A 19331-nucleotide genomic window follows, 5' to 3' on the forward strand; every position below is an offset into this window, starting at 1 on the left:
CGCTTGGAATCCTGCGCCCCGCGCGCCATCGCACGGCGCAGGATTTCCTTCATGATTAACGCGATGATAACCATCTGACACTAGGCACGGGCCGGCAATTGCTGGAGACGTGCGTGCCCATCCCGGTCAAAAGTCTGATCATCAGCTGGCGAACGATCGCGCTGTCGCTGCTGCTGGCGCTCGCGGCAGGGCTGACTTCGATCGCCGAACCGATCGACCGCGTGCTCGAAGCCTTCGTCGGCAGCGTCGCCTGGCGGCCCGTGACGGGCGATATCGTCATGGTCGAACTCGACGCGAAGACGCTCGATGCCGCGCCCAACCGCGATTATGCGCCGCGCCATTATGCGCAGGTCGTCGACGCGGTGAATGCGGCGGGTGCCAAGCGCCTGCTCATCGATTTCTATTTCGACCGCCGTGAAAAGGATCGCGATTTCCCGCTGCTCGTCGATGCCGTGAAGCGGATGGGCGACCGTGTCGTCCTCGCCGTGCCGACGCGCACTGCGCCTGGAAGCGGCGAAAATATCTCGACCTTCCCCAGCCCCGCCTTCGGCAATAATGTGCCGATCGCCAGCATCGCATGGGAAACCGAATTCTGGCAGCTTTGGCGCGTCCCGATCAGCTATGCCGCCGACGGGCGCGTACTGCCGAGCTTTGCATCGATCATCGCGGGCAAATATAGCACCGAGCCGGCAACCTTCCGCCTCGACTTCTCCTATGACCCGGCAACGATCCCGAACTATAGCGCCGCCGACGTCGTCAGCGGCAAGGTCGGTGCACGCGAACTCGCCGGCAAGGACGTCATCTTCGCGCCGACCGCCCCCAATTTCCAGGACAGCTTCTTCCTTCCCGGCCACAACCGCCTGCCGGGTGGCTACGTCCACCTGATCGCTGCCGAGACGCTGAAGCGCGGCAACCCCGTCGATGTCGGATGGCTCCCCGCCTTCCTGCTCGCCGTCGCGGTGATGATGGCGGCGCTTTTCGCGCAGGTGAAACGCGGCTTCATGTCGCTCGCGCTGGCAACGGCGGCGCTGCTGGTCGCCGGCAAGGTGCTGCTCAGCTTCATGCTGGTCACCGTGTGGATCGGTGCGGCGCTGGTCTTTATCGCAGCGATCGGCACCAACGTATCGCGCACCCGCCGCCGCGCCTCGGCCCAGCGCGAGAACCCGGTATCGGGCCTGCCCAATTTCGAAGCGCTGCGCACGCAGGCAGCATTCGGCAGCGCGACCGTCGTCGCCGCGAAGGTCGTCAATTTCGAGGATCTTGCCGCCTTCATTCCCGGCGACGGAATCGGCAAGCTTGTCGAACAGGTGACCCGCCGTCTCCAGCTCGCGTCGCAGGGCACGACGCTCCACCATGATCTCGACGGCACCTTCGCCTGGCTCGTCCCCTATTATCAGCACAGCCAGATCGAGGGGCAGCTCGCGGGTCTCGCCGCGCTGTTCAACGCGCCGCTCACGATCGGCGATCTTCGCGTCGACGTCGCGATCGCCTTCGGGGTGAACGATGAATTCGAGGGGTCGAACGCGCAGCGCCTCGCCGCCGCGCTCGTCGCCGCCGAACGCGCGATCCGCACACGCTCGCTGTGGACCAAATATACGTCGCGCCAGAAAGAAGACGCCGGCTGGCAATTGAGCTTCCATTCGCAGCTCGAGGATGCGCTGACCGGCGGCGACATCTGGGTCGCGTTCCAGCCGCAATATGAAATCGCGACGAAGACGCTCGTCGGGGTCGAGGCGCTCGCGCGCTGGACGCACCCGACACGCGGCCCGATCCCCCCCGACGAATTCATCGTCCAGGCCGAAAAGAGCCAGGACATCTATCGCCTTACCCTCTTCGTGATGGACCAGGCGATCCGCTCGGCGGCGCAGCTGCGCGAGCGCGGCATTCACATCAACATGTCGGTCAACCTGTCGGCAACGCTGCTCGACCACAGCGACCTTGTCGGCACGATCCGCGTGATGCTCACCGCACACCATCTGCCGCCCGAAACATTGACGATCGAGATCACCGAAACCGCGCAGATCGAAAACAGCCGCCAGGCGCGCCAGACACTCGCGCAGCTGCGGCGCACCGGCATCCGCCTGTCGATCGACGACTATGGCACGGGCCAGTCAAACCTCGAATATCTGACCGAAATCGAGGCCGACGAAATCAAGATCGACAAGCGATTCGTGATGACGATGCGCGATTCGCAGCGGAGCCTCGAAGTCGTCAAATCGACGATCGACCTCGCCCACCGTCTCGGCGCCGTCGCGGTCGCCGAAGGCATCGAGGATGCCGAAACCATGGCGCTGCTCGGCGGCCTCGGCTGCGACGTCGGACAGGGCTATCATCTTGGGAAACCTCAACTGTTTTCCGAACTCGCCAGCACGCTCACCGCCCCGCCCCGGAACCGCACCGCGTAACTGCCAATCTGGCAGCAATGCTTATAGTTAAGACTCGATTTACCTTACTAATTAAGGTATACGCTCCGTTAACTGTTCCTCGTGGGCAGTGTGAACAGGAGACAAGTCATGGGTTGGTTTTGGCGATTCCTGGGCGGCGGCGGCACCGATAGCGGTGGCGGTCAGGCCTAAGCAGGAAACAGTTTCAGGAGGGGCTCCGGCATCGCCGGGGCCCTTTCTTTTTGCCCGCCGCACACGTCGGCGGTGCGGACCGTCCAACCCGTTCGGGGTCTCCTCCGTCAGAGTGACCGGCACCAATCCGTCACAGCCGCCGGACAAGCAAAATTTCTGCGTCGCCAGAGGCATTTCGGCGATCGCCGCGAAAACCCGCGGAATGCCTTGCCCGCCGCGTGCGAAGCGTCCATCAGCAGCGACGAGACGAATCAAATTATCGACGAGTTGAGTCGTCAATCTGTCATTTACTCTCTTGCATCGCAGCGCCGACGTGGCACTATAGGTGGTGGGTCAACCACGGGGGCACCCCAATAAATTGTATCAGGCTGCAAGTGGCGGATTTCCGTCGTCCATCCCATATGGACACGGGAAAACCCTTCCTGCGCTCAAAAAAGTGCCCACGCGGACAGGTTTAGATGCTAGGATCGGGGCTTCGCCCTGAGTCGAACAAGACAGGAACAAAGCGCATCATGTGCGCGTTCAGATCGGGGGCGAATAAGATGGATTTTCGGGAAACGGAACGGGTGGAGACAAGCGACGTGGCGACGATGGAACTGGCGAAGAACGATGCTCCGGCAGCGCCCGAATCGAAAGGCGAATCGAAGGATGATTCGCCCGCGCCGGCAAAGCTCAACGACAGCAGCGAGCCGAAGGTCCACGCGCGCCGGTTCGAGGTCGTGACTGACAAGAGCCGCGACGCGCTGCTCACCGACTTCGGCAAGGAAACGCTCGAGGATCGCTACCTGCTGCCCGGCGAATCGTACCAGGATCTCTTCGCGCGCGTCGCGTCGGCCTATGCCGACGATCAGGATCATGCGCAGCGCCTCTACGACTATATCTCGAAGCTGTGGTTCATGCCCGCGACCCCCGTCCTGTCGAACGGCGGCACCGGCCGCGGCCTGCCGATCAGCTGCTACCTCAATTCGGTCGACGACAGCCTCGAGGGCATCGTCGGCACGTGGAACGAGAATGTCTGGCTCGCCTCGCGCGGCGGCGGCATCGGCACCTATTGGGGCGCGGTGCGCGGCATCGGCGAACCCGTCGGCCTCAACGGCAAGACCAGCGGCATCATCCCCTTCGTCCGCGTGATGGACAGCCTCACCCTCGCGATTTCGCAGGGCTCGCTGCGCCGCGGTTCGGCCGCCTGCTACCTCGACATATCGCACCCCGAGATCGAGGAGTTCCTCGAGGTCCGCAAACCCTCGGGCGACTTCAACCGCAAGGCATTGAACCTCCACCACGGCGTGCTCATCACCGACGAGTTCATGGAAGCCGTCCGCGACGGCGCCGAATTCAACCTGCGCTCGCCGAAGGACCAGAGCGTCCGCGGCACCGTCGACGCGCGCGGGCTGTTCCAGAAGCTCGTCGAAACGCGCCTCGCGACCGGCGAGCCCTACATCATCTTCATCGACCAGGTGAACCGCATGATGCCGAAGCATCATCGCGACCTCGGGCTCAAGGTCACCACCTCGAACCTCTGCTCGGAAATCACGCTGCCGACGGGCCGCGACCATCTCGGGCAGGATCGCACCGCGGTCTGCTGCCTCTCGTCCCTGAACCTCGAAACCTGGGACGAGTGGAACGGCGACAAGCGCTTCATCGAAGACGTGATGCGGATGCTCGACAACGTCCTTCAGGACTATATCGACCGCGCCCCGCCCGAAATGGCGCGCGCCAAATATAGCGCGAGCCGCGAACGCTCGGTCGGCCTCGGCGTCATGGGCTTCCACAGCTTCCTGCAGGCGCGCGGCCTGCCGTTCGAGGGCGCGATGGCGAAATCGTCGAACCTTCGCGTCTTCAAGCATATCCGCGCGCAGGTCGACGCGGCATCGATGCTGCTCGCGAACGAGCGCGGCCCCTGCCCCGACGCCGCCGATCAGGGCGTGATGGAGCGCTTCAGCTGCAAGATGGCGATCGCGCCGACCGCGTCGATCAGCATCATCTGCGGCGGCACCAGCGCGTGCATCGAACCGATCCCCGCGAACATCTACACGCACAAGACGCTCTCGGGCAGCTTCTCGATCCGCAACCCGCACCTCGAAGCCCTCCTCGTCGACAAGGCGAAGAACAGCGACGCGGTGTGGAACTCGATCCTCGAACGCGGCGGCAGCGTCCAGCACCTCGACTTCCTGTCGCAGGACGAAAAGGACTGCTACAAGACGAGCTTCGAGATCGACCAGCGCTGGCTGCTCGAACTCTCGGCCGACCGCACGCCCTATATCGACCAGGCGCAGTCGCTGAACCTGTTCATCCCGGCGGACGTCGAGAAATGGGACCTGCTCATGCTCCACTATCGCGCATGGGAACTCGGCATCAAATCGCTCTATTATCTCCGCTCGAAATCGGTGCAGCGCGCCGGCTTCGCGGGCGGGGTCGAAGCCGACAACACGCCCGAGGCCGCGAAGTTCGAGCTTTCGGCCGAGAGCACCGATTACGACGAGTGTCTGGCCTGCCAATAAGGCCGCACTCCCCCTTCCTGTCATTCCCGCGAAAGCGGGAACCCAGGGCGGGGTTACGCAACACTGGGTCCCCGCTTTCGCGGGGATGACGAAGCAAGAAGATCGAGGATAAACCGCATGTCCCTTCTCGAAGCCCGCAAGACCTACAAGCCCTTCGAATATCCGTGGGCCTATGATTTCTGGAAACGCCAGCAGCAGATCCACTGGGTTCCCGAGGAAGTGCCGCTGGGCGAGGATTGCCGCGACTGGGCGCAGAAGATCAGCGATCACGAGCGCAACCTGCTCACGCAGATTTTCCGCTTCTTCACGCAGGCCGATATCGAGGTGCAGGATTGCTACCACGACAAATATGGCCGCGTGTTCAAGCCGACCGAAATCAAGATGATGCTGACCGCGTTCAGCAACATGGAGACGGTGCATATCGCGGCGTACAGCCACCTGCTCGACACGATCGGCATGCCCGAAAGCGAGTACGGCATGTTCCTCGAATATGACGAGATGCGCGCCAAGCACGACTATATGGGCACCTTCGGCGTCGACAGCGACGAGGATATCGCGCGCACGCTCGCGATGTTCGGTGGCTTTACCGAGGGGCTTCAGCTTTTCGCCAGCTTCGCGATGCTGATGAACTTCCCGCGCTTCAACAAGATGAAGGGCATGGGCCAGATCGTCAGCTGGTCGATCCGCGACGAAAGCCTCCACTGCGAAGGCATCATCAAGCTGTTCCACACCTTCGTGAAGGAACGCGACTGCCTGACCAAGGCGGTGAAGGAAGACATCATCGACACCTGCCAGAAGACGGTGCGGCTCGAGGATGCGTTCATCGACCTCGCGTTCGAACAGGGCCCCGTCCCCGGCATGACGCCGAAGGAGATCAAGCGCTACATCCGCTACATCGCCGACTGGCGCCTCGGGCAGCTCGGTTTCCAGCCGATCTACATGATCGACGAGCATCCGCTCCCCTGGCTCGCCCCGCTCTTGAACGGCGTCGAGCACGCCAACTTCTTCGAAACGCGCGCGACCGAGTACAGCAAGGGCGCAACGCGCGGCGACTGGAACACCGTGTGGTCGAGCTTCGACAACCGCAAGAAGGCCAAAGCGAACGACGACACCGCGACGACCGGTGAAGCCGACGCCGACGGCGAGGACATGTTCGCCAAAGCCGGCATCGCCGCCGAATAATACGCTAAAACCCCTCCCGCCTGCGGGAGGGGCAGCAAGACTTGGGAGCAAAGCTCCCTAGTCGCCGCGGGGAGGGCCACGCCAGCCCCCGGCACAACCATGAAGAGTCCGAGGCCCAAAATGACCGACAAACAAAAACAGAAACTCCTCATCCTCAGCCAGCCGCAGCGCGCGACCCTCGAAGGCCTCTCGAACCGCCGCCCCCAACTCCCCACCGACCCCGTCCGCGACGAACTCGTCACGCTGGGCCTGGTCGTGAAACAGGGCGCCAAATGGGCGCTGACCCCGACGGGCAAGAAGGTGCTGGCGGCCAGCTCGAACCGCCGCAACTCAGGCGGGTTTTCGGTTTGAGGTAAGCTATTTCCGTTTCTGCTTGCGCGTATAGGGGATACTAGAAAATAGATGGCGCTAGAGTTTTCTCACGATTGCCCCTATTGCAGATCGAATAGTATCGGCTTCACTGGTCGATACAATTGGCCAATACCGGGAGTTGGAAGCCAGAAATTCGTTCTATCTACCTGCAATGGGTGTCACGCAGGAGTGATTTTTCTTTTCCGCCTAAACAACCACACATCCGATTATGATTTCAACAAAGCCAATGGCAACCTAACCTCCAATGGCCTACATATTATGCATTCATGGCCTCAAACTACGAATGACGACATACCTGAAGATATACCTGAGCAATTGCGTACCCTTCTATTGCAAGCAATTAAGTGCCTTCGACAAGGTGCCTGGGATGCAGCAGGGATGACGTTCAGAAAAGTGATAGATGTATCGACGAAGCTGCTCGATCCATCCCTCGCAAAGAAGGCGCTTGCGTTCCGCATCGACGATTTGGAAAAGTCGGGAAAGCTGACAGCAGACATCAAAGCTTGGGCGCACGAAATTCGGCTCGATGGCAACAACGCGGCACATGAGGACGACCCATTTACCAGAGAACAGGCAGAGTCCCTTCGCTTTTTCGTGGATGCCTATCTCAGATACATCTACACCCTGCCTAAAATGGTAGAAAGAAGCCGAGAAAATCGAGCATTACGATAACAAAGGCAAAAATACAGATCAGCCCTCTACAGCATGGACCCCGGATCAAGTCCGGCATGACGATCCGAAGAGAAGCGTCCAATCCGGCCTAGACTTCGTCACCCCGGACTTGATCCGGGGTCCATCGCCACCCTAGCCTCCGCCCATGCACACCGACTTCCAGCCCTGTGCCTATATCATGGCCAGCGCGCGGCAGGGCACGCTCTACACCGGCGTCACCTCGCACCTGATCCAGCGCATCTGCCAGCACCGCGATGGCAGTTTCGGCGGCTTCGCCGACCGCTATGGCGTGAAAAAGCTCGTCTGGTTCGAACCCGCCGGGACGATGCACGCCGCGATCACGCGCGAGAAGCAGATCAAGAACTGGCAGCGCCAGTGGAAGATCGAACTGATCGAGGCGGCGAACCCGGAGTGGCGTGATTTGGCGGAGGAATTGGGATTGCCGCCGCTGGGCGGGTGACGCCGCCCTGCCCCTCCATCGTCACCCCGGACTTGATCCGGGGTCCATGCGGCGGGCGTAGAATGGATCCCGGATCAAGTCCGGGATGACGAAGAGGGAGAGCGAAGCCCGCTCAATGCCCCCTAACCCGCTGCATAACCCCGCGCCAATTGCCCTGCGCGCACTCACGCCCCTGCCCGGTCATTGCGCCGTTTCGCGATGTCCCGCCCGCGCAGCACGCCGGCCCGAAAAAGATCCGCCGCAGGGCATACCCGACGTTAACCTTATCGGCGCAGGGTCGGGATCATGAACGGATCGGAATCCCCACCGCCGATCGAGGGTCCATCGCGCTGGCACCTGTTCGGAAGCGCCGCAACGCTTCCGCTGCCGGTCTATCGCGACTTCGTCGACATGCTCTTCTCCATGTGGATCCCGGTGTTCGGGCTCGGGGCGGTCTTCGTCGGCATCTGCCTGCTCGTCGGACGCGAACTCGACAGCGATTTTCTCTTCGCGCTCGCCGCCGTCGGCGCGGTGGTGACCGGCCTGCGTGTCGCGTCCTTCCGGGCCTATGAGCGTGTGAAGCCCGTCGCCTCCTATGACGACCTCAGGCGATGGGAACGCCGGTACGCCGCGGGCAATTATGCGACCGCCGTGCTGCTCGCCGCGCTCAACGTCACCGCCATATCGGTCCACTATCCACTGCTGCACCTGATCACGGTCAGCCTGGTCTTCAGCTTCGGCGCCGGCATCGTGTCGCGCACGTCGGTGCGCCCCGCGATCTGCGTGACCAGCCTGCTCATCGCCACCGTGCCGACGGTCGCCGCGCTCGCCTGGCACGCGACCGAGGCGAACAGCATCGCGCTGCACGGCGAACTTTTCCTGATCGAGGCGTTCATCGTCGCGTCGATCACCGGCCTCAGCCTCCAGACCGTCGCGCATCTGCATCGCTCGGCGGTCGCGCATCATACGGCGCGGCACGACATGGCGCAGCTCGCGCGCACCGACGCGTTGACGGGTCTGTCGAACCGCCTCGTGCTCCGCGAGCTGTTTCAGGAACGCGCCGAACGCGCGATGCGGGCGCGCAACCTCGTCGCGCTCCATTTCCTCGATCTCGACGGGTTCAAGGCGATCAACGATCGCCACGGCCATCCCGCCGGCGACGCGCTGCTCGAACAGGTCGCGCGCCGGCTCGAATCGATGGTGCGCGCCGACGATGTGGTCGCGCGGCTCGGCGGCGATGAGTTCATCGTGCTGCAGGCCGGCCTTCGCGACGAGAGCGAAGCCGAACTCCTCGCGCGCCGGATCATTCGCGAGATCAGCAAACCTTATCTGGTCGACGACATCAGCATGACGGTATCGGTGAGCGTCGGGATCGCGACCGCGCCGAAGCTCGGCGTCGAACTCGAACGGCTGATCGCCTGTGCCGACGCCGCGCTGTACCGCGCCAAGGCCGGCGGCAAATCGCGCGCGCTGTTCTGTATCGAGGAAGATGCCCGCGCCGCGAACATGGCGGCCTGAAAACTTGCCGATGGAAAGCCGCGGCAGACCGCGCACAGCTTTCCGAACCCTCAATGCACCGTCACCGCCTCCAGCCGGCCGCCGACGCGCGCCGCCGCGAACATCACCCCGTCGCGCACCGCCTCGGGCGGGCCTTCGAGCATATAGAGCTTCACCAGCTCGCGCGTGACCTCGCTGTCGTCGTCGACGACCAGCCGCAGCGATTCCAGTCCCAGATTGCCGCGCGCCACCACGACATCGCGCACCAGCGCGAGCGGCCACTGCGCGCTCGCGCCGCGATAGAGCGTCTTCCCGTCGTGGCGGAGATAATCGCCGCGCCGCCGCCACATGCCGATGATATAGGCCCACACCGTCAGCACCGCGGCAATGCCGAGCAGCAGCAAAGGCTGTCCGAACACCATGTTCCAGAAGGCATCGAGCGGATCGCCGCTCCAGTCGAGCCGCGCCGCGAGCACGCCGAGCAGCACCGCGCAGGCGAACTGCCACCCCACCAAGGGCGCGGCGCGCAGCCGCGCGATCACCACCATATTCCGGTCCCCGTTCGTCATCGCGGCCTAGATAGGCATGGCGGCCGCATCATGCCAGCCAGAGCCTTCGTATCCGCGCGAAAAGGGCCGCGGTCCACCCGGCGCCTCCCGGCCCCGCTGCGCCATGCCGCCCCGTGCGCGCGGCGCGCGGCGGAACCTTCCCGCCCGCAAGCGGTATTGGTGCGTGGAGAGGGTCGCCGTCCATACGGAGTGACGAACATCGAAACGAGAACCCTGATCGCCTATGTGCTGATCGTGCTGCTGGTCGCGGCGCTGGTCGGCGGCATCGCTTATCTGCGGCACAACAGCCTCCACCGCCGCATCCACCGCGAGCGCGAGCGCGAGCTGGCGCGCCTCGAGGAGAAGGCGCTCGATTCCTGACCGCGGCGGTTGCGGCCTGCCGCCCCGTGGGTGCGGCGGGGCGATCGCGCGGCCGCGTGCACGATGCTATGATGGCGGCGAAAGGAGAAAGCCCATGCAGGCCGTAACCGAAGGCGACCGCCGCAAGGAGGTTCGCGTCCTCCTCGGCCAGATCCAGGCGCATCCCGAACGCGACTGGAGCGCCGAGCGCCGGCGCCTCGCAACGCTGAACAAGCTGATCGCCGGGCCGCCCCGACAGCCGCAGCACTGAGGGAGCCAGCCGCTCGTCGCCCGCGCGCGGCGTTCCGTCGCATCGGCGCGCGGCGCGGCGCAACGATCGGACTTTGCACAGGTTTCCTCCACCAAGGCATCGGCCGCGCCCCATCCCCCCCGGGAGCACGCGCCGGTGTCCGACCATGGAGACAGACATGCGCAACGCCCCCGCCTCGATCGCGGCTGTCCTGCTGACCGCCGCGCCCGCCCTCTTCATCGCAGCCCCCGCCTCTTCCCAGCCCGCGCCCGATGGCGGCGCCAACGTCAATCTGGTCGGCCAGGTAGGGATCGGCACGGGCGCCGCTGCCGGCAACCTCACCGACCCCGTCGGCAGCACCGTGGGACGCATCGACAGCACCGTGAACGGCGCGGTCGACACCGCCAGCCTGATCCTCGCGACGCGCGAACAGGTGCGCGCGGGCGCCGAACTCTACGATACGAGCGGCAACAGCGTCGGCACGGTGCAGAGCGTCGAGGGCGACACTGCGGTCGTGATCCGCGACGGCAAGCTCTACAATGTGCCGGTGTCAGCAATCTATCATGGCGCGGTCGGCGCCAGCCACGGCCTCGTCACCAAGCTGTCGCGCGCCGAGATCACCGCGCGCACGACCGCCGAGGTCGAAACGCGCTAGGGCCGATCGACATTCAGATGATGACGTGCCGAAAACGGTGGTTTTCCGTGAACCGGAGCGCAGCGTGCAAATGGCACGTGAGCACCGGAAGCGCGGAAGGCCGTCATTTGCAGGCCGTCAGGGCTGAATGTCGATCGGTCCTAGGCTGTTCCCCGGCCCGTCCTCCAACCCGGACGGGTCGGGGCGCCGTCAACGTCCCGGAAATGTCGCGCCCGCGGTGACGTCGATCGCCGCATCGGTGCCGGTCGGGATCACCGTGCGCCCGAACCAGACGAAGCGCGCGGTGGGCTGCGTCAGGTCGCGGTCATAACGCGCCTCGACCGCCGCGGGGTCATATCCCATCCAGATCAATATCGCGGGAAAGACCTGGCTCGTCGAATGCCCCGCGCGCGGCGCGGCGGCGTAGCGCGCGGTTGCGGCTTCGGGCAGGAAGGCGAGCAGCGGCACGCGGAACTCGTCGGCGACCGCCTCGCGGCTGCAATGCGGCAGCGCGCCGGGGTTCAGGTTCTGCCCATGGTCGGAGGTGTAGACGATCGCCACCGCGCCGCGGTCGACCCCCGCGAGCAGGCGCTCGAAAAAGGCGCGCTTCGACCAGCCGAGCGCGGTGTCATATTGCAGCGCGACCGGGCTGTCCGCGGGGATCGCCCCCTTCGGATAATGGTCGCGATACTGGAAATGCACGCCGCGCAGCACCGCATAGGTAAAGCTCCGCCCAGCACCCTTCATCCGCGCATTGAGCGCGTCGGCGATCTTCAGGTCGGTGTCGATCCCGCCGACCATCGGGCGGTAATCGTCGATCAACGCACGCTCGGGCGGCAGCATCAGGTTTTGCGGCGCGCCCGACGTCTGCCCGTCGATCAGCGTCGTCGTATAACCCGCGGCCTTCGCATAGGCCCAGATCGACGGCGTCGTCCGGAGGTCGGTGGCGGGCGAGACGCGGCGCACGTCGACGCCCGATCGCAACGCCACCTGCGCCGGCGCGCTGCAATGGCCGAGCGCCGCGGCGACGCCGAAATCATTGTGCGGCACCCCAGCCAGCTTCGGCACGATCAGCCGCCGGAACGGCGCCTCGGCGACGCTTTCGTCGATCACCCACACGATATGCTGCGGCGTCACAGCGGCGGCGCCGGGCTTCAGCGCGACCGCGGCGCGCGCCGGCGGCGGCGGCGCGGTCGCAAGATCCCAGCCAAGCGCATAAAGGCTGCGTTCGGCCGCCTCGGGCCAGGCGCTGGTGTAGCGATAGATCGGCGCCGGCAGGACAAGCAGCACGAGCATCGCCGCGGCAATCGCCCGGCCCCATGGCATCGGCGCGGCGCTGCGCGCCAGCCGCCGCGCGAGCACGAACAGCCCCAGCGCGGCGATCGCCTGCGCCGCGACCCACAGGAAATCGCCGCCGAACTCGCCCGCGGCATTTCCCGCCTGCCCCGCCTCGGCGACCATCCACGCGAGCGATCCGCCATCGACAAGCTCGCCGACAATCTGGCTGTAGCCGATGTTGACGAGGATCGACGCGCCCGCAAGCGTCAGCAGCAGCGCGGCCCAGCGCCGCGGAAACAGGAACAGCGCCGCCATGAATACCGCGGCCTGAAACGCCATGAACAGGAAGGCGATGGCGGCGCTTTGCGTGTCGCCCGCGGCAAAACGATAAGCGACCGCATGGGTCAGCTGGAACCGGTTCGCGATCGCGTAGCCCGCGCCGAAAACCAGCGTGGCGGCCGCCAGTCGCCAAAGCCCCAAACGTCCCCCGCGCGGCTCGCTCTTTTGTTCGCCCTGTCGCATCGGGTCCTGCCCTAACGGCAAGACGTTGAAGAATCACATATGAAAATGGCCCGCCCCCGGGGGGTGGGTGCGGGCCAGTTTCGGTGCCGGCGCGCCCGATTGCGCCGCCGGCCCTCTCTTATCTCGTGCGGCTATTCGGCTTCCTCGAACAGGTCGACCGCGTTCGCCGCGTTCGCCGACAGGCGAACCGTGTCGCCCTCGACCGCCGCGACAAGGCCCGCGGGCAGATAATGATGCTTGCCGTCGACGCTGTCGGCCTTCGTCAGCTTGATGCGTTCGCCGTCGAGATGGTCGACGGTGCCGATGTGGACGCCGTCGGCGCCGATGACATTCATATCTTCCTTGATCGCGCTATGGTCATGCTCAGCCATCGTCATTCTCCTTGCCGCTCCGGAAGGGGGAGCTTCGCCATCATACGCACAGGCGGCGAGTCGGCTCCATAGCGCCCGACGAGCCGCCCCAAAGCCGCGTCCGCTTTGCAATCGGCGCGCGCGGCGTTACCTTTCGCCCATGCGCTCGCTTCTTCCGCTCATCGGCCTCGCGCTGCTCGCCGCGCCGCTTCCCGCACTCGCCTGCTCGGTCGCGCCGGGATATCGCGTGCCGACCAATATCGAGCTCGTCGAGCGCGCCGACCTCATCCTGCTCGGCACCGTCACCAGCGGCGATTTCGAACCCGATGGCGCGCCGGAGCAGATGATCGCGGTCGAGCCCGTCGCGGCATTGAAGGGCACCATGCCCTTCGGCCCCGTCGCCCTGCCTGCGATGATCGCGGCCGATGGCGAGATGCAGCTCAGCAATCCGTATGAATTGCACGAAGCGCATCCGCAGAGCTTTGCGGGCGCGTGCACCCGCTATGTCTTTCCGCGCGGATCGCGCGTCCTCTTCTTTCTCGATCGGCAGGACGGCGCATGGCGCGAAGCCGGCGGCCCCTTCAGCCGCTGGGCCGAGGATGTGCTGACCGACGACGCGCCCTGGCTGCAGACGGTGCGCTTCTATATCGAGGTCGCAAAACTGCCCGAGGAGGATCGCGCCGCTGCGCTCACTGCACGCCGCGACGAACTGGCGGCGCTCGGCGACGATCCGGTCGCCCAGCTGATCGCGGCCGACATCGGCCGCCAGCTTGCTGGCCCCAACCCGCCGCTGCGCGATGAATTGCCGGCGGCCGAACCGGAGGCGACAGGCGAAGACGCCAGCGCCGAGGCGGTGGAGGCAATGGCCGACGATGTCATGAAAGCAGCCGAAGCCGCGCGCGCCGCGACCGAAACCGGGCCCCGGTCCACCTCGAACGATTAGCACCAGGGGCGGCGGCGCCCTTCCCACGGCCGCGCCAGTCCTTCGTCGACGAGCACCGTCCCGACGCTTTCGCCGCCACGCGTCGGGACGCGCAGCTTGCGCCCATAGCGATCGGCATCGCGTCCCGCACTTTCGAGCGTGAAGGCGCCGTCGTTCAACCATTGCTGAAGCCGGTCGGTGGCGGCTTCGCCCAGCGCGGCCTCTTCGGCGCAGCGCGCGGGGTGCGTTTCGGGGGTGTCGATGTCTGCGATCCGGTATTTCTCGCCCTGAAACCAGAAGGTGTCGCCATCGACGACACAGTTGGTCCCGCCGCCGCTATGGCAGAGACCGAAGCGCGCGGAGAGCACATCGCCTGCGGCATCGCCGCGCAGGAAGGGCATAGCGATCGCGCCCGGTGCGTCGGCGGCCAGGGTGGCGGGCATTTTCTGGAACCCCGCCAGCGCTGCGACGAACGCGACCGCCATCACCGGGTTCAGCCACAGGTTCGATCCGACCATCCGCCGCGAACGCGCGGGTTTCCGGCGGCGACGCACACCACGGCGGTGCGGGTAGTGAAAATCGGGTCCGGCCATGCCGGCAACCCTAGCTTCGGAGCCTTAGCAAAATCCCAACGAGGCGGCTCCGCTATGGCACGCAAAAACCGTCAACCGCACCCGGTACGGCGCCGTTTCCGAACAAGCGAACGGTCTCTTACGGTGCGCCGCGCGGCTCATCACCCTCGATCCCGCCCGGGCCGAGTTCGTCATCCTCGTCATCGTCGCTGCGTTCGCCGCGATAGGCGTCCATGTCGATGACCCCCGACCTCTCCATCTGGCGCATATGATCGACCAGGTCCTGCACGTCGTCGCTGTCGTCGCCGCTGCTCACCTTGTCGCTATCCTCCTGCCGCCGGTCGCGTCGCGCCGCCTCGGCGACGGTCTGCGCCTGCGCCTCTTCGTCATCCTGTTCGCGGTTGCGCGCTTCGGGGGCGTCTGCTTCGGGCTTGCGGGGATCGTCGATCATGACCGGCTCCTTCAAGGGGGTAGCCGGAAAACGCACGGCGACAGATCGTCGTTCCTCAGGCCGCCGCGGCGAGTATCTTATTCTCGATCACCCGAATGAAGACCTCGGGATCCTGCGCGCCGGGAACGAGCATCCGCCCGCCGAGGATGAAGGCCGGCACCCCGGTGATATTCTGGTCGGCCCAATAGGCCTCTTCGGTACGCACCATCTCGCCGAACTCGCCCGACGCGAGGATCGCCGCGGCGCGGGCGGCATCGAGTCCGACCGACGCGGCGACGTCGGCGAGCACCGCATGATCGCTGACATCGCGATTGTCGGTGAAATGCGCGGCGAACAACGCCAGCTTCAGCGCGGTCTGCACGCCCGTCGGCCCCTCCTGCTCGGCCTCTTCGAGCGCGCCCGCCCATGTCAGCAGGCGGTGCGCGTCGAAGCTGTTGCGCATCCGGAAACCCGGCCCGCGATTGAAGGTGAAGCCAAGATCGGCGGCCACCCCGGCCAGCCGCCCCGTGTTGGCTCGGCTTTGCTCGGCGCTGATGCCATATTTGCGCATGACATGCGCCGCCGCATCCTCGCCCTCCGCCGGCATGTCGGGATTCAGCTCGAACGGATGCCATTGGACGCGAAAATCCAGTCGCCCTTCGAAATGGGCGATGACCTGCCGGAATTTCAGCCAGCCGATGATGCACCAAGGGCACATCACGTCGGACACGATGTCGACGCTGAGGCGCGGCACGCGCGGTTCGGTCAAAGCCTGTCTCCTGCCGGCGCGTCTCGCCGCTCAATCGGGAGAGCGGCGATCCTTGCCCGTTCGCCGGTCGCCCTTGCGGCGATCCGGTCCCTTGTAGTCCGGATCGTCCACGACCCGCCGGTCGGCCGACCGCCTGTCCGGACTCGCCCGTTTATCCTCATCGGATGCCATACGCCCCCCCTTCCACCACAAAAGGAAACAGCGACCCGGGGCGCAATAATTCACATTATGGTTAAAAAGACAAGTTTTGCCCGGCTTCGGACGGGCCGCCGCGGACGCCGCGGGGTTGGAGAGCGGGCCGCCGGCTGATAGGGCGGCCGCATGTCCGATCCGTCCCTGCTTGTCGCCTTTCTCGCCGCCGCCACGATCCTCACGATCACGCCCGGCGTCGATACCGCGATGGTGCTCCGCTCAGCGACGGTCGAGGGCCGGCGATCGGCGGTCCTCGCATCCTTCGGCATCGGGCTCGGGTGCCTCGTCTGGGGCGCGGCGGTCTCGCTTGGCCTCGGCGCCCTGCTGCATGCGTCCGAATTCGCCTACACGATCGTCAAGCTTGCCGGCGCCGCCTATCTCTTGTGGCTGGGGGTTCAGCTGCTGCTGAAACCGCGCACGGCGATGGGCGATGCGTCCGGGCAGGTCGCGGCACGCAATGACCGCGACGCCTTTTGGCGCGGCTTGCTGACGAACCTGCTCAACCCCAAGATCGGGGTATTTTACATCACCTTCCTGCCGCTGTTCGTGCCGAAGGGCGCGGGGGTCGCGGGCTATTCCTTCTTCCTCGCCTGCCTCCACGTCCTGCTGACCTTCGCATGGTTCGCGGCGCTGATCGCCGCGACGGTGCCGCTGGGCCGCCTCCTCCGCCGCCCCAAAGCCGTCACCATCATGGATAGGCTAACGGGCGTCGTCTTCGTTGGTTTCGCGCTGAAGCTCGCGGCATCCCCGGCGCGCTGAGCGACCGGACGTCAGGCCGCTATTCGATGGGAACGGCCGCGGCGTCGGCCGCCACCGCCGGCCGCGACAGCACCCACCAGCTGCCGACCATCAACAGCACGGTCAGCGCTTCGATGATCATGGCCTGCACGATCCCCGAATTGACAAGGTCGCCGTTCGCCACGCCGAACAGGCGGCCGGCAAGCGCGGTCCCGTACAGCGCGGCGGGGACGAGCAGCGCGCGCAGCCAGCCCGGCACCAGCGCCCCGATCGCTGCGGCGCCCGCCGCGACGAGGAAGAAAGCCGACAGGTCGGCGCGGATCGTATTGGTCGCCACCCCCTCGACGAGGATGCCGAAGGTTTCGGTATAGCTGGCGGGATCGAACAGCCCCCGTGCACCGACGATGAAGAAGAAAAGCGCCCACAGCAGGACAGCGCCGCGCAAGACCCAATTGACCATTATCTGTCTCCCCTAGATTGCCGGCAGGCTGCGGCATCGGGGCAGAAAGTGCAATCTATTCCGCGGCAAAGGTTTCTTCGATCCAGCCGCCGCCGAGCACGCGTGAATTGTCGGCCGCATCGTACAGCACCGCCGCCTGCCCGGGCGCGACGCCATATTCGGGCACCGCAAAGATCAGCCGCGCGCCGTCGACCCGCGCCGGAACGGGCTTCGCCATGCTGCGCACCTTCGCGAGCACGTCGCGGCCCTCGACCGCGGCGAGCCAATTGGCTTCGCCGAGCCGCGCGCCCGACACCGCGAGCGCGCGCCGCGGTCCGACGACCACCCGCTTCGCGTCCGCATCGAGGCGCACGACATAAAGCGGTTCGGCCTGCCCGCCGATCTCGATCCCGCGCCGCTGGCCGACGGTATAATGAATGAGGCCCTTGTGCGCGCCGAGCACGGTGCCGTCGACATGGACGATCTCGCCCCGATCGTCGGCCTCGGGGCGCAGCTTGCGCACCAGCGTCGCATAGTCGCCGTCGGGAACGAAGCAGATGTCCTGGCTGTCGGGCTTGCCCGCGACGCCGAGCCCGAGGTCGCGCGCGATCTCGCGAACCACGCTCTTCTCCAGCCCGCCCAGCGGGAAGCGGAGGAAGTCGAGTTGGTCCTGCGTCGTCGCAAAGAGGAAATAGCTCTGGTCGCGCGCCGGATCGACCGCGCGGTGCAGTTCAGCGCCTTCGGGGCCCGCGACACGGCGGACATAATGGCCGGTCGCAAGGCAATCGGCGCCGAGTTCCTTCGCGAGCCGGAACAGGTCGGTGAACTTCACCCCCATGTTGCAGCGCACGCACGGGATCGGCGTCCGGCCGGCGAGATATTCGTCGGCGAACTGGTCTATCACCGTGTCGCGGAAACGGCTTTCATGATCATAGACATGATGCGCGAAGCCCAGCCGGTCGGCGACCGCGCGCGCGTCGCGGATATCCTGCCCGGCGCAGCACGCGCCGACACGCTTCGCTTTCGCACCATGGTCATAAAGCTGGAGCGTCACCCCGATCACCTCGGCGCCCGACCGCGCGGCGAGCGCGGCGACGACGCTCGAGTCGACTCCGCCCGACATCGCGACGACGATTCGCCGGTCCTTGAGCGGCGAAGCGAGCTGGAAGTCGGCCTGGGCGAGCCCGGCAGGGGAGGAAAGCAAAGTTGCCATATGCCCGGCCATCTAGGGATGCGGACCCCGAAATGCCAGCTTTTCCGCGCAAAGCGTCAAGATATTGACAGGGGTTAAGCTTCGCTAACAAGCCATGAAATGGGCATTTACTGGACCTTAGGCGGTCTTCGCTAGACGAGTCCCATGAACTTCGTCCCGTCAGAACTTCCACGCATTGCCGGTGCGGCCCGGCTGTCGAAGCCCGACTTCGACATCATCATGGCCGTTTCGGGCGTGCGCCAGGCGTCGCTGCCGACCGTGCGGCTGGTGCGGACGCAGGCGCACCGCGAATCGCATGCGGCAACGCTTAACGCGCTGCGCAAAATCTTGTGCGGGACCGTTCGCGCGACGGAACAAAAAACGCCGCGAGCCGTTCGGTTCCTCGACCTGTCCGACGATGTGAACGCCTTGCCCGAAACTATGAACAGCCTGTTTACCAGAGGATTTCAGCCGATGTTGAGTCCCTCGGATTTAGAACGAAACGCGTCGGACCTACCCCCAGCCGACGTAGAAAATATGGAATGAATATGATCGAGAATCAGAAAATCCGGCCCGCACAGGTCATCGGCCCTTTGGGTGAACCGCTGACGCTGGACTCGCTGCCGCCGCCGTCGACGACCCGCTGGGTCGTGCGCCGCAAGGCAGAGGTTGTCGCGGCCGTCAACGGCGGGCTGCTGTCCGTCGACGAAGCGTGCGAACGCTATGGGCTGACCCTCGAGGAATTTGCCGGCTGGCAGCGGTCGATCGATCGCAGCGGCATGCCCGGACTGCGCGTAACGCGCATCCAGCACTATCGCGACCTCTACGAGCGCCAACAGCGCTTCTGAAGGGCCGCGGGACCGGACCAGGCACGAGAGAGGGCGCTTCGGGCGCCC

23 protein-coding genes are annotated in these 19331 nt (G+C 65.4%); 14 read left to right on the forward strand and 9 right to left on the reverse strand.

Features of this window, described 5'->3' with window-relative positions; all coding sequences use genetic code 11:
* Positions 1 to 113: 113 nt before the first annotated feature.
* Positions 114 to 2405: an EAL domain-containing protein gene (locus VGN62_RS04045; protein WP_327451448.1), complete on the forward strand. Its 2292-nt coding sequence runs from the start codon at positions 114 to 116 to the stop codon at positions 2403 to 2405.
* Positions 2406 to 2456: 51 nt separating this feature from the next.
* On the opposite strand, the gene VGN62_RS04050 is transcribed toward VGN62_RS04045, so the two are convergent.
* Positions 2457 to 2855 (reverse strand): hypothetical protein, encoded by a 399-nt coding sequence (locus tag VGN62_RS04050; protein ID WP_327451449.1) that lies wholly within the window; start codon positions 2853 to 2855, stop codon positions 2457 to 2459.
* A 263-nt stretch (positions 2856 to 3118) separates the two neighbouring features.
* On the opposite strand from VGN62_RS04050, the gene VGN62_RS04055 reads away from it, so the two are divergent.
* The 6 genes from VGN62_RS04055 (at position 3119) to VGN62_RS04080 (ending at position 9260) form a co-directional block, all read left to right on the forward strand.
* Positions 3119 to 5077 carry a ribonucleoside-diphosphate reductase subunit alpha gene (locus VGN62_RS04055; RefSeq protein ID WP_327451450.1) on the forward strand — a complete coding sequence of 653 codons (1959 nt, stop codon included), beginning with the start codon at positions 3119 to 3121 and terminating at the stop codon, positions 5075 to 5077.
* Between the two features lie 117 nt (positions 5078 to 5194).
* The gene (locus VGN62_RS04060) at positions 5195 to 6259 is read left to right on the forward strand and encodes a ribonucleotide-diphosphate reductase subunit beta (protein WP_327451451.1); all 1065 of its coding nucleotides are present in this window, start codon (positions 5195 to 5197) and stop codon (positions 6257 to 6259) included.
* Between the two features lie 120 nt (positions 6260 to 6379).
* Positions 6380 to 6610 (forward strand): hypothetical protein, encoded by a 231-nt coding sequence (locus VGN62_RS04065; protein ID WP_192646927.1) that lies wholly within the window; start codon positions 6380 to 6382, stop codon positions 6608 to 6610.
* A 189-nt stretch (positions 6611 to 6799) separates the two neighbouring features.
* A complete protein-coding gene (locus tag VGN62_RS04070; RefSeq protein ID WP_327451456.1) occupies positions 6800 to 7303 on the forward strand; it encodes a DUF4145 domain-containing protein in 504 nt (167 codons plus the stop codon).
* A gap of 145 nt (positions 7304 to 7448) precedes the next feature.
* A complete protein-coding gene (locus VGN62_RS04075; protein ID WP_327451458.1) occupies positions 7449 to 7763 on the forward strand; it encodes a GIY-YIG nuclease family protein in 315 nt (104 codons plus the stop codon).
* 285 nt (positions 7764 to 8048) lie between these two features.
* On the forward strand, positions 8049 to 9260 hold the full coding sequence (locus tag VGN62_RS04080; protein ID WP_327451460.1) for a GGDEF domain-containing protein: 1212 nt from the start codon (positions 8049 to 8051) through the stop codon (positions 9258 to 9260).
* Between the two features lie 50 nt (positions 9261 to 9310).
* Here VGN62_RS04080 and VGN62_RS04085 read toward each other — a convergent pair whose 3' ends face one another.
* The gene (locus VGN62_RS04085; protein WP_327451462.1) at positions 9311 to 9808 is read right to left on the reverse strand and encodes a hypothetical protein; all 498 of its coding nucleotides are present in this window, start codon (positions 9806 to 9808) and stop codon (positions 9311 to 9313) included.
* 189 nt (positions 9809 to 9997) lie between these two features.
* Between VGN62_RS04085 and VGN62_RS04090 the strand changes: the two genes are divergently transcribed.
* The 3 genes from VGN62_RS04090 (at position 9998) to VGN62_RS04100 (ending at position 11052) form a co-directional block, all read left to right on the forward strand.
* A complete protein-coding gene (locus VGN62_RS04090; RefSeq protein WP_327451464.1) occupies positions 9998 to 10168 on the forward strand; it encodes a hypothetical protein in 171 nt (56 codons plus the stop codon).
* Between the two features lie 94 nt (positions 10169 to 10262).
* A complete protein-coding gene (locus VGN62_RS04095; protein WP_327451466.1) occupies positions 10263 to 10418 on the forward strand; it encodes a hypothetical protein in 156 nt (51 codons plus the stop codon).
* 157 nt (positions 10419 to 10575) lie between these two features.
* Positions 10576 to 11052, forward strand: coding sequence for a hypothetical protein (locus VGN62_RS04100; protein ID WP_327451468.1), 477 nt, complete (start codon positions 10576 to 10578; stop codon positions 11050 to 11052).
* A 189-nt stretch (positions 11053 to 11241) separates the two neighbouring features.
* Here VGN62_RS04100 and VGN62_RS04105 read toward each other — a convergent pair whose 3' ends face one another.
* Positions 11242 to 12831, reverse strand: coding sequence for a sulfatase-like hydrolase/transferase (locus tag VGN62_RS04105; RefSeq protein WP_327451470.1), 1590 nt, complete (start codon positions 12829 to 12831; stop codon positions 11242 to 11244).
* Between the two features lie 131 nt (positions 12832 to 12962).
* Complete coding sequence (locus tag VGN62_RS04110) at positions 12963 to 13202, reverse strand: DUF2171 domain-containing protein (protein WP_327451472.1); 240 nt, start codon at positions 13200 to 13202, stop codon at positions 12963 to 12965.
* Positions 13203 to 13341: 139 nt separating this feature from the next.
* On the opposite strand from VGN62_RS04110, the gene VGN62_RS04115 reads away from it, so the two are divergent.
* A complete protein-coding gene (locus VGN62_RS04115) occupies positions 13342 to 14124 on the forward strand; it encodes a hypothetical protein (protein ID WP_327451474.1) in 783 nt (260 codons plus the stop codon).
* On the opposite strand, the gene VGN62_RS04120 is transcribed toward VGN62_RS04115, so the two are convergent.
* The 3 genes from VGN62_RS04120 to VGN62_RS04130 form a co-directional block, all read right to left on the reverse strand.
* Positions 14121 to 14696 (reverse strand): thermonuclease family protein, encoded by a 576-nt coding sequence (locus tag VGN62_RS04120; RefSeq protein ID WP_327451476.1) that lies wholly within the window; start codon positions 14694 to 14696, stop codon positions 14121 to 14123. The two genes, VGN62_RS04115 and VGN62_RS04120, sit on opposite strands and share 4 nt — an antisense overlap.
* A gap of 118 nt (positions 14697 to 14814) precedes the next feature.
* Positions 14815 to 15126, reverse strand: coding sequence for a hypothetical protein (locus VGN62_RS04125; RefSeq protein WP_327451478.1), 312 nt, complete (start codon positions 15124 to 15126; stop codon positions 14815 to 14817).
* Between the two features lie 55 nt (positions 15127 to 15181).
* Positions 15182 to 15874, reverse strand: coding sequence for a DsbA family oxidoreductase (locus VGN62_RS04130; protein WP_327451479.1), 693 nt, complete (start codon positions 15872 to 15874; stop codon positions 15182 to 15184).
* A 321-nt stretch (positions 15875 to 16195) separates the two neighbouring features.
* Here VGN62_RS04130 and VGN62_RS04135 point away from each other — a divergent pair, with 321 nt between their 5' ends.
* Positions 16196 to 16825, forward strand: a complete 630-nt coding sequence (locus tag VGN62_RS04135) for a LysE family translocator (RefSeq protein WP_327451480.1) — start codon at positions 16196 to 16198, stop codon at positions 16823 to 16825.
* Positions 16826 to 16844: 19 nt separating this feature from the next.
* On the opposite strand, the gene VGN62_RS04140 is transcribed toward VGN62_RS04135, so the two are convergent.
* Together VGN62_RS04140 and mnmA are read right to left on the reverse strand one after the other, a co-directional pair.
* Positions 16845 to 17264, reverse strand: a complete 420-nt coding sequence (locus tag VGN62_RS04140) for a hypothetical protein (protein ID WP_327451481.1) — start codon at positions 17262 to 17264, stop codon at positions 16845 to 16847.
* Positions 17265 to 17319: 55 nt separating this feature from the next.
* Positions 17320 to 18456, reverse strand: coding sequence for a tRNA 2-thiouridine(34) synthase MnmA (mnmA, locus tag VGN62_RS04145; RefSeq protein WP_327451482.1), 1137 nt, complete (start codon positions 18454 to 18456; stop codon positions 17320 to 17322).
* Between the two features lie 144 nt (positions 18457 to 18600).
* On the opposite strand from mnmA, the gene VGN62_RS04150 reads away from it, so the two are divergent.
* Both VGN62_RS04150 and VGN62_RS04155 read left to right on the forward strand, forming a co-directional pair.
* On the forward strand, positions 18601 to 18981 hold the full coding sequence (locus VGN62_RS04150) for a hypothetical protein (RefSeq protein WP_327451483.1): 381 nt from the start codon (positions 18601 to 18603) through the stop codon (positions 18979 to 18981).
* 2 nt (positions 18982 to 18983) lie between these two features.
* Positions 18984 to 19283, forward strand: coding sequence for a DUF1153 domain-containing protein (locus tag VGN62_RS04155; RefSeq protein WP_037518529.1), 300 nt, complete (start codon positions 18984 to 18986; stop codon positions 19281 to 19283).
* The last annotated feature ends 48 nt before the right edge of the window (positions 19284 to 19331 follow it).

The sequence above is a fragment of the Sphingopyxis sp. genome, assembly GCF_035998905.1.
Taxonomy (GTDB): Bacteria; Pseudomonadota; Alphaproteobacteria; order Sphingomonadales; family Sphingomonadaceae; genus Sphingopyxis.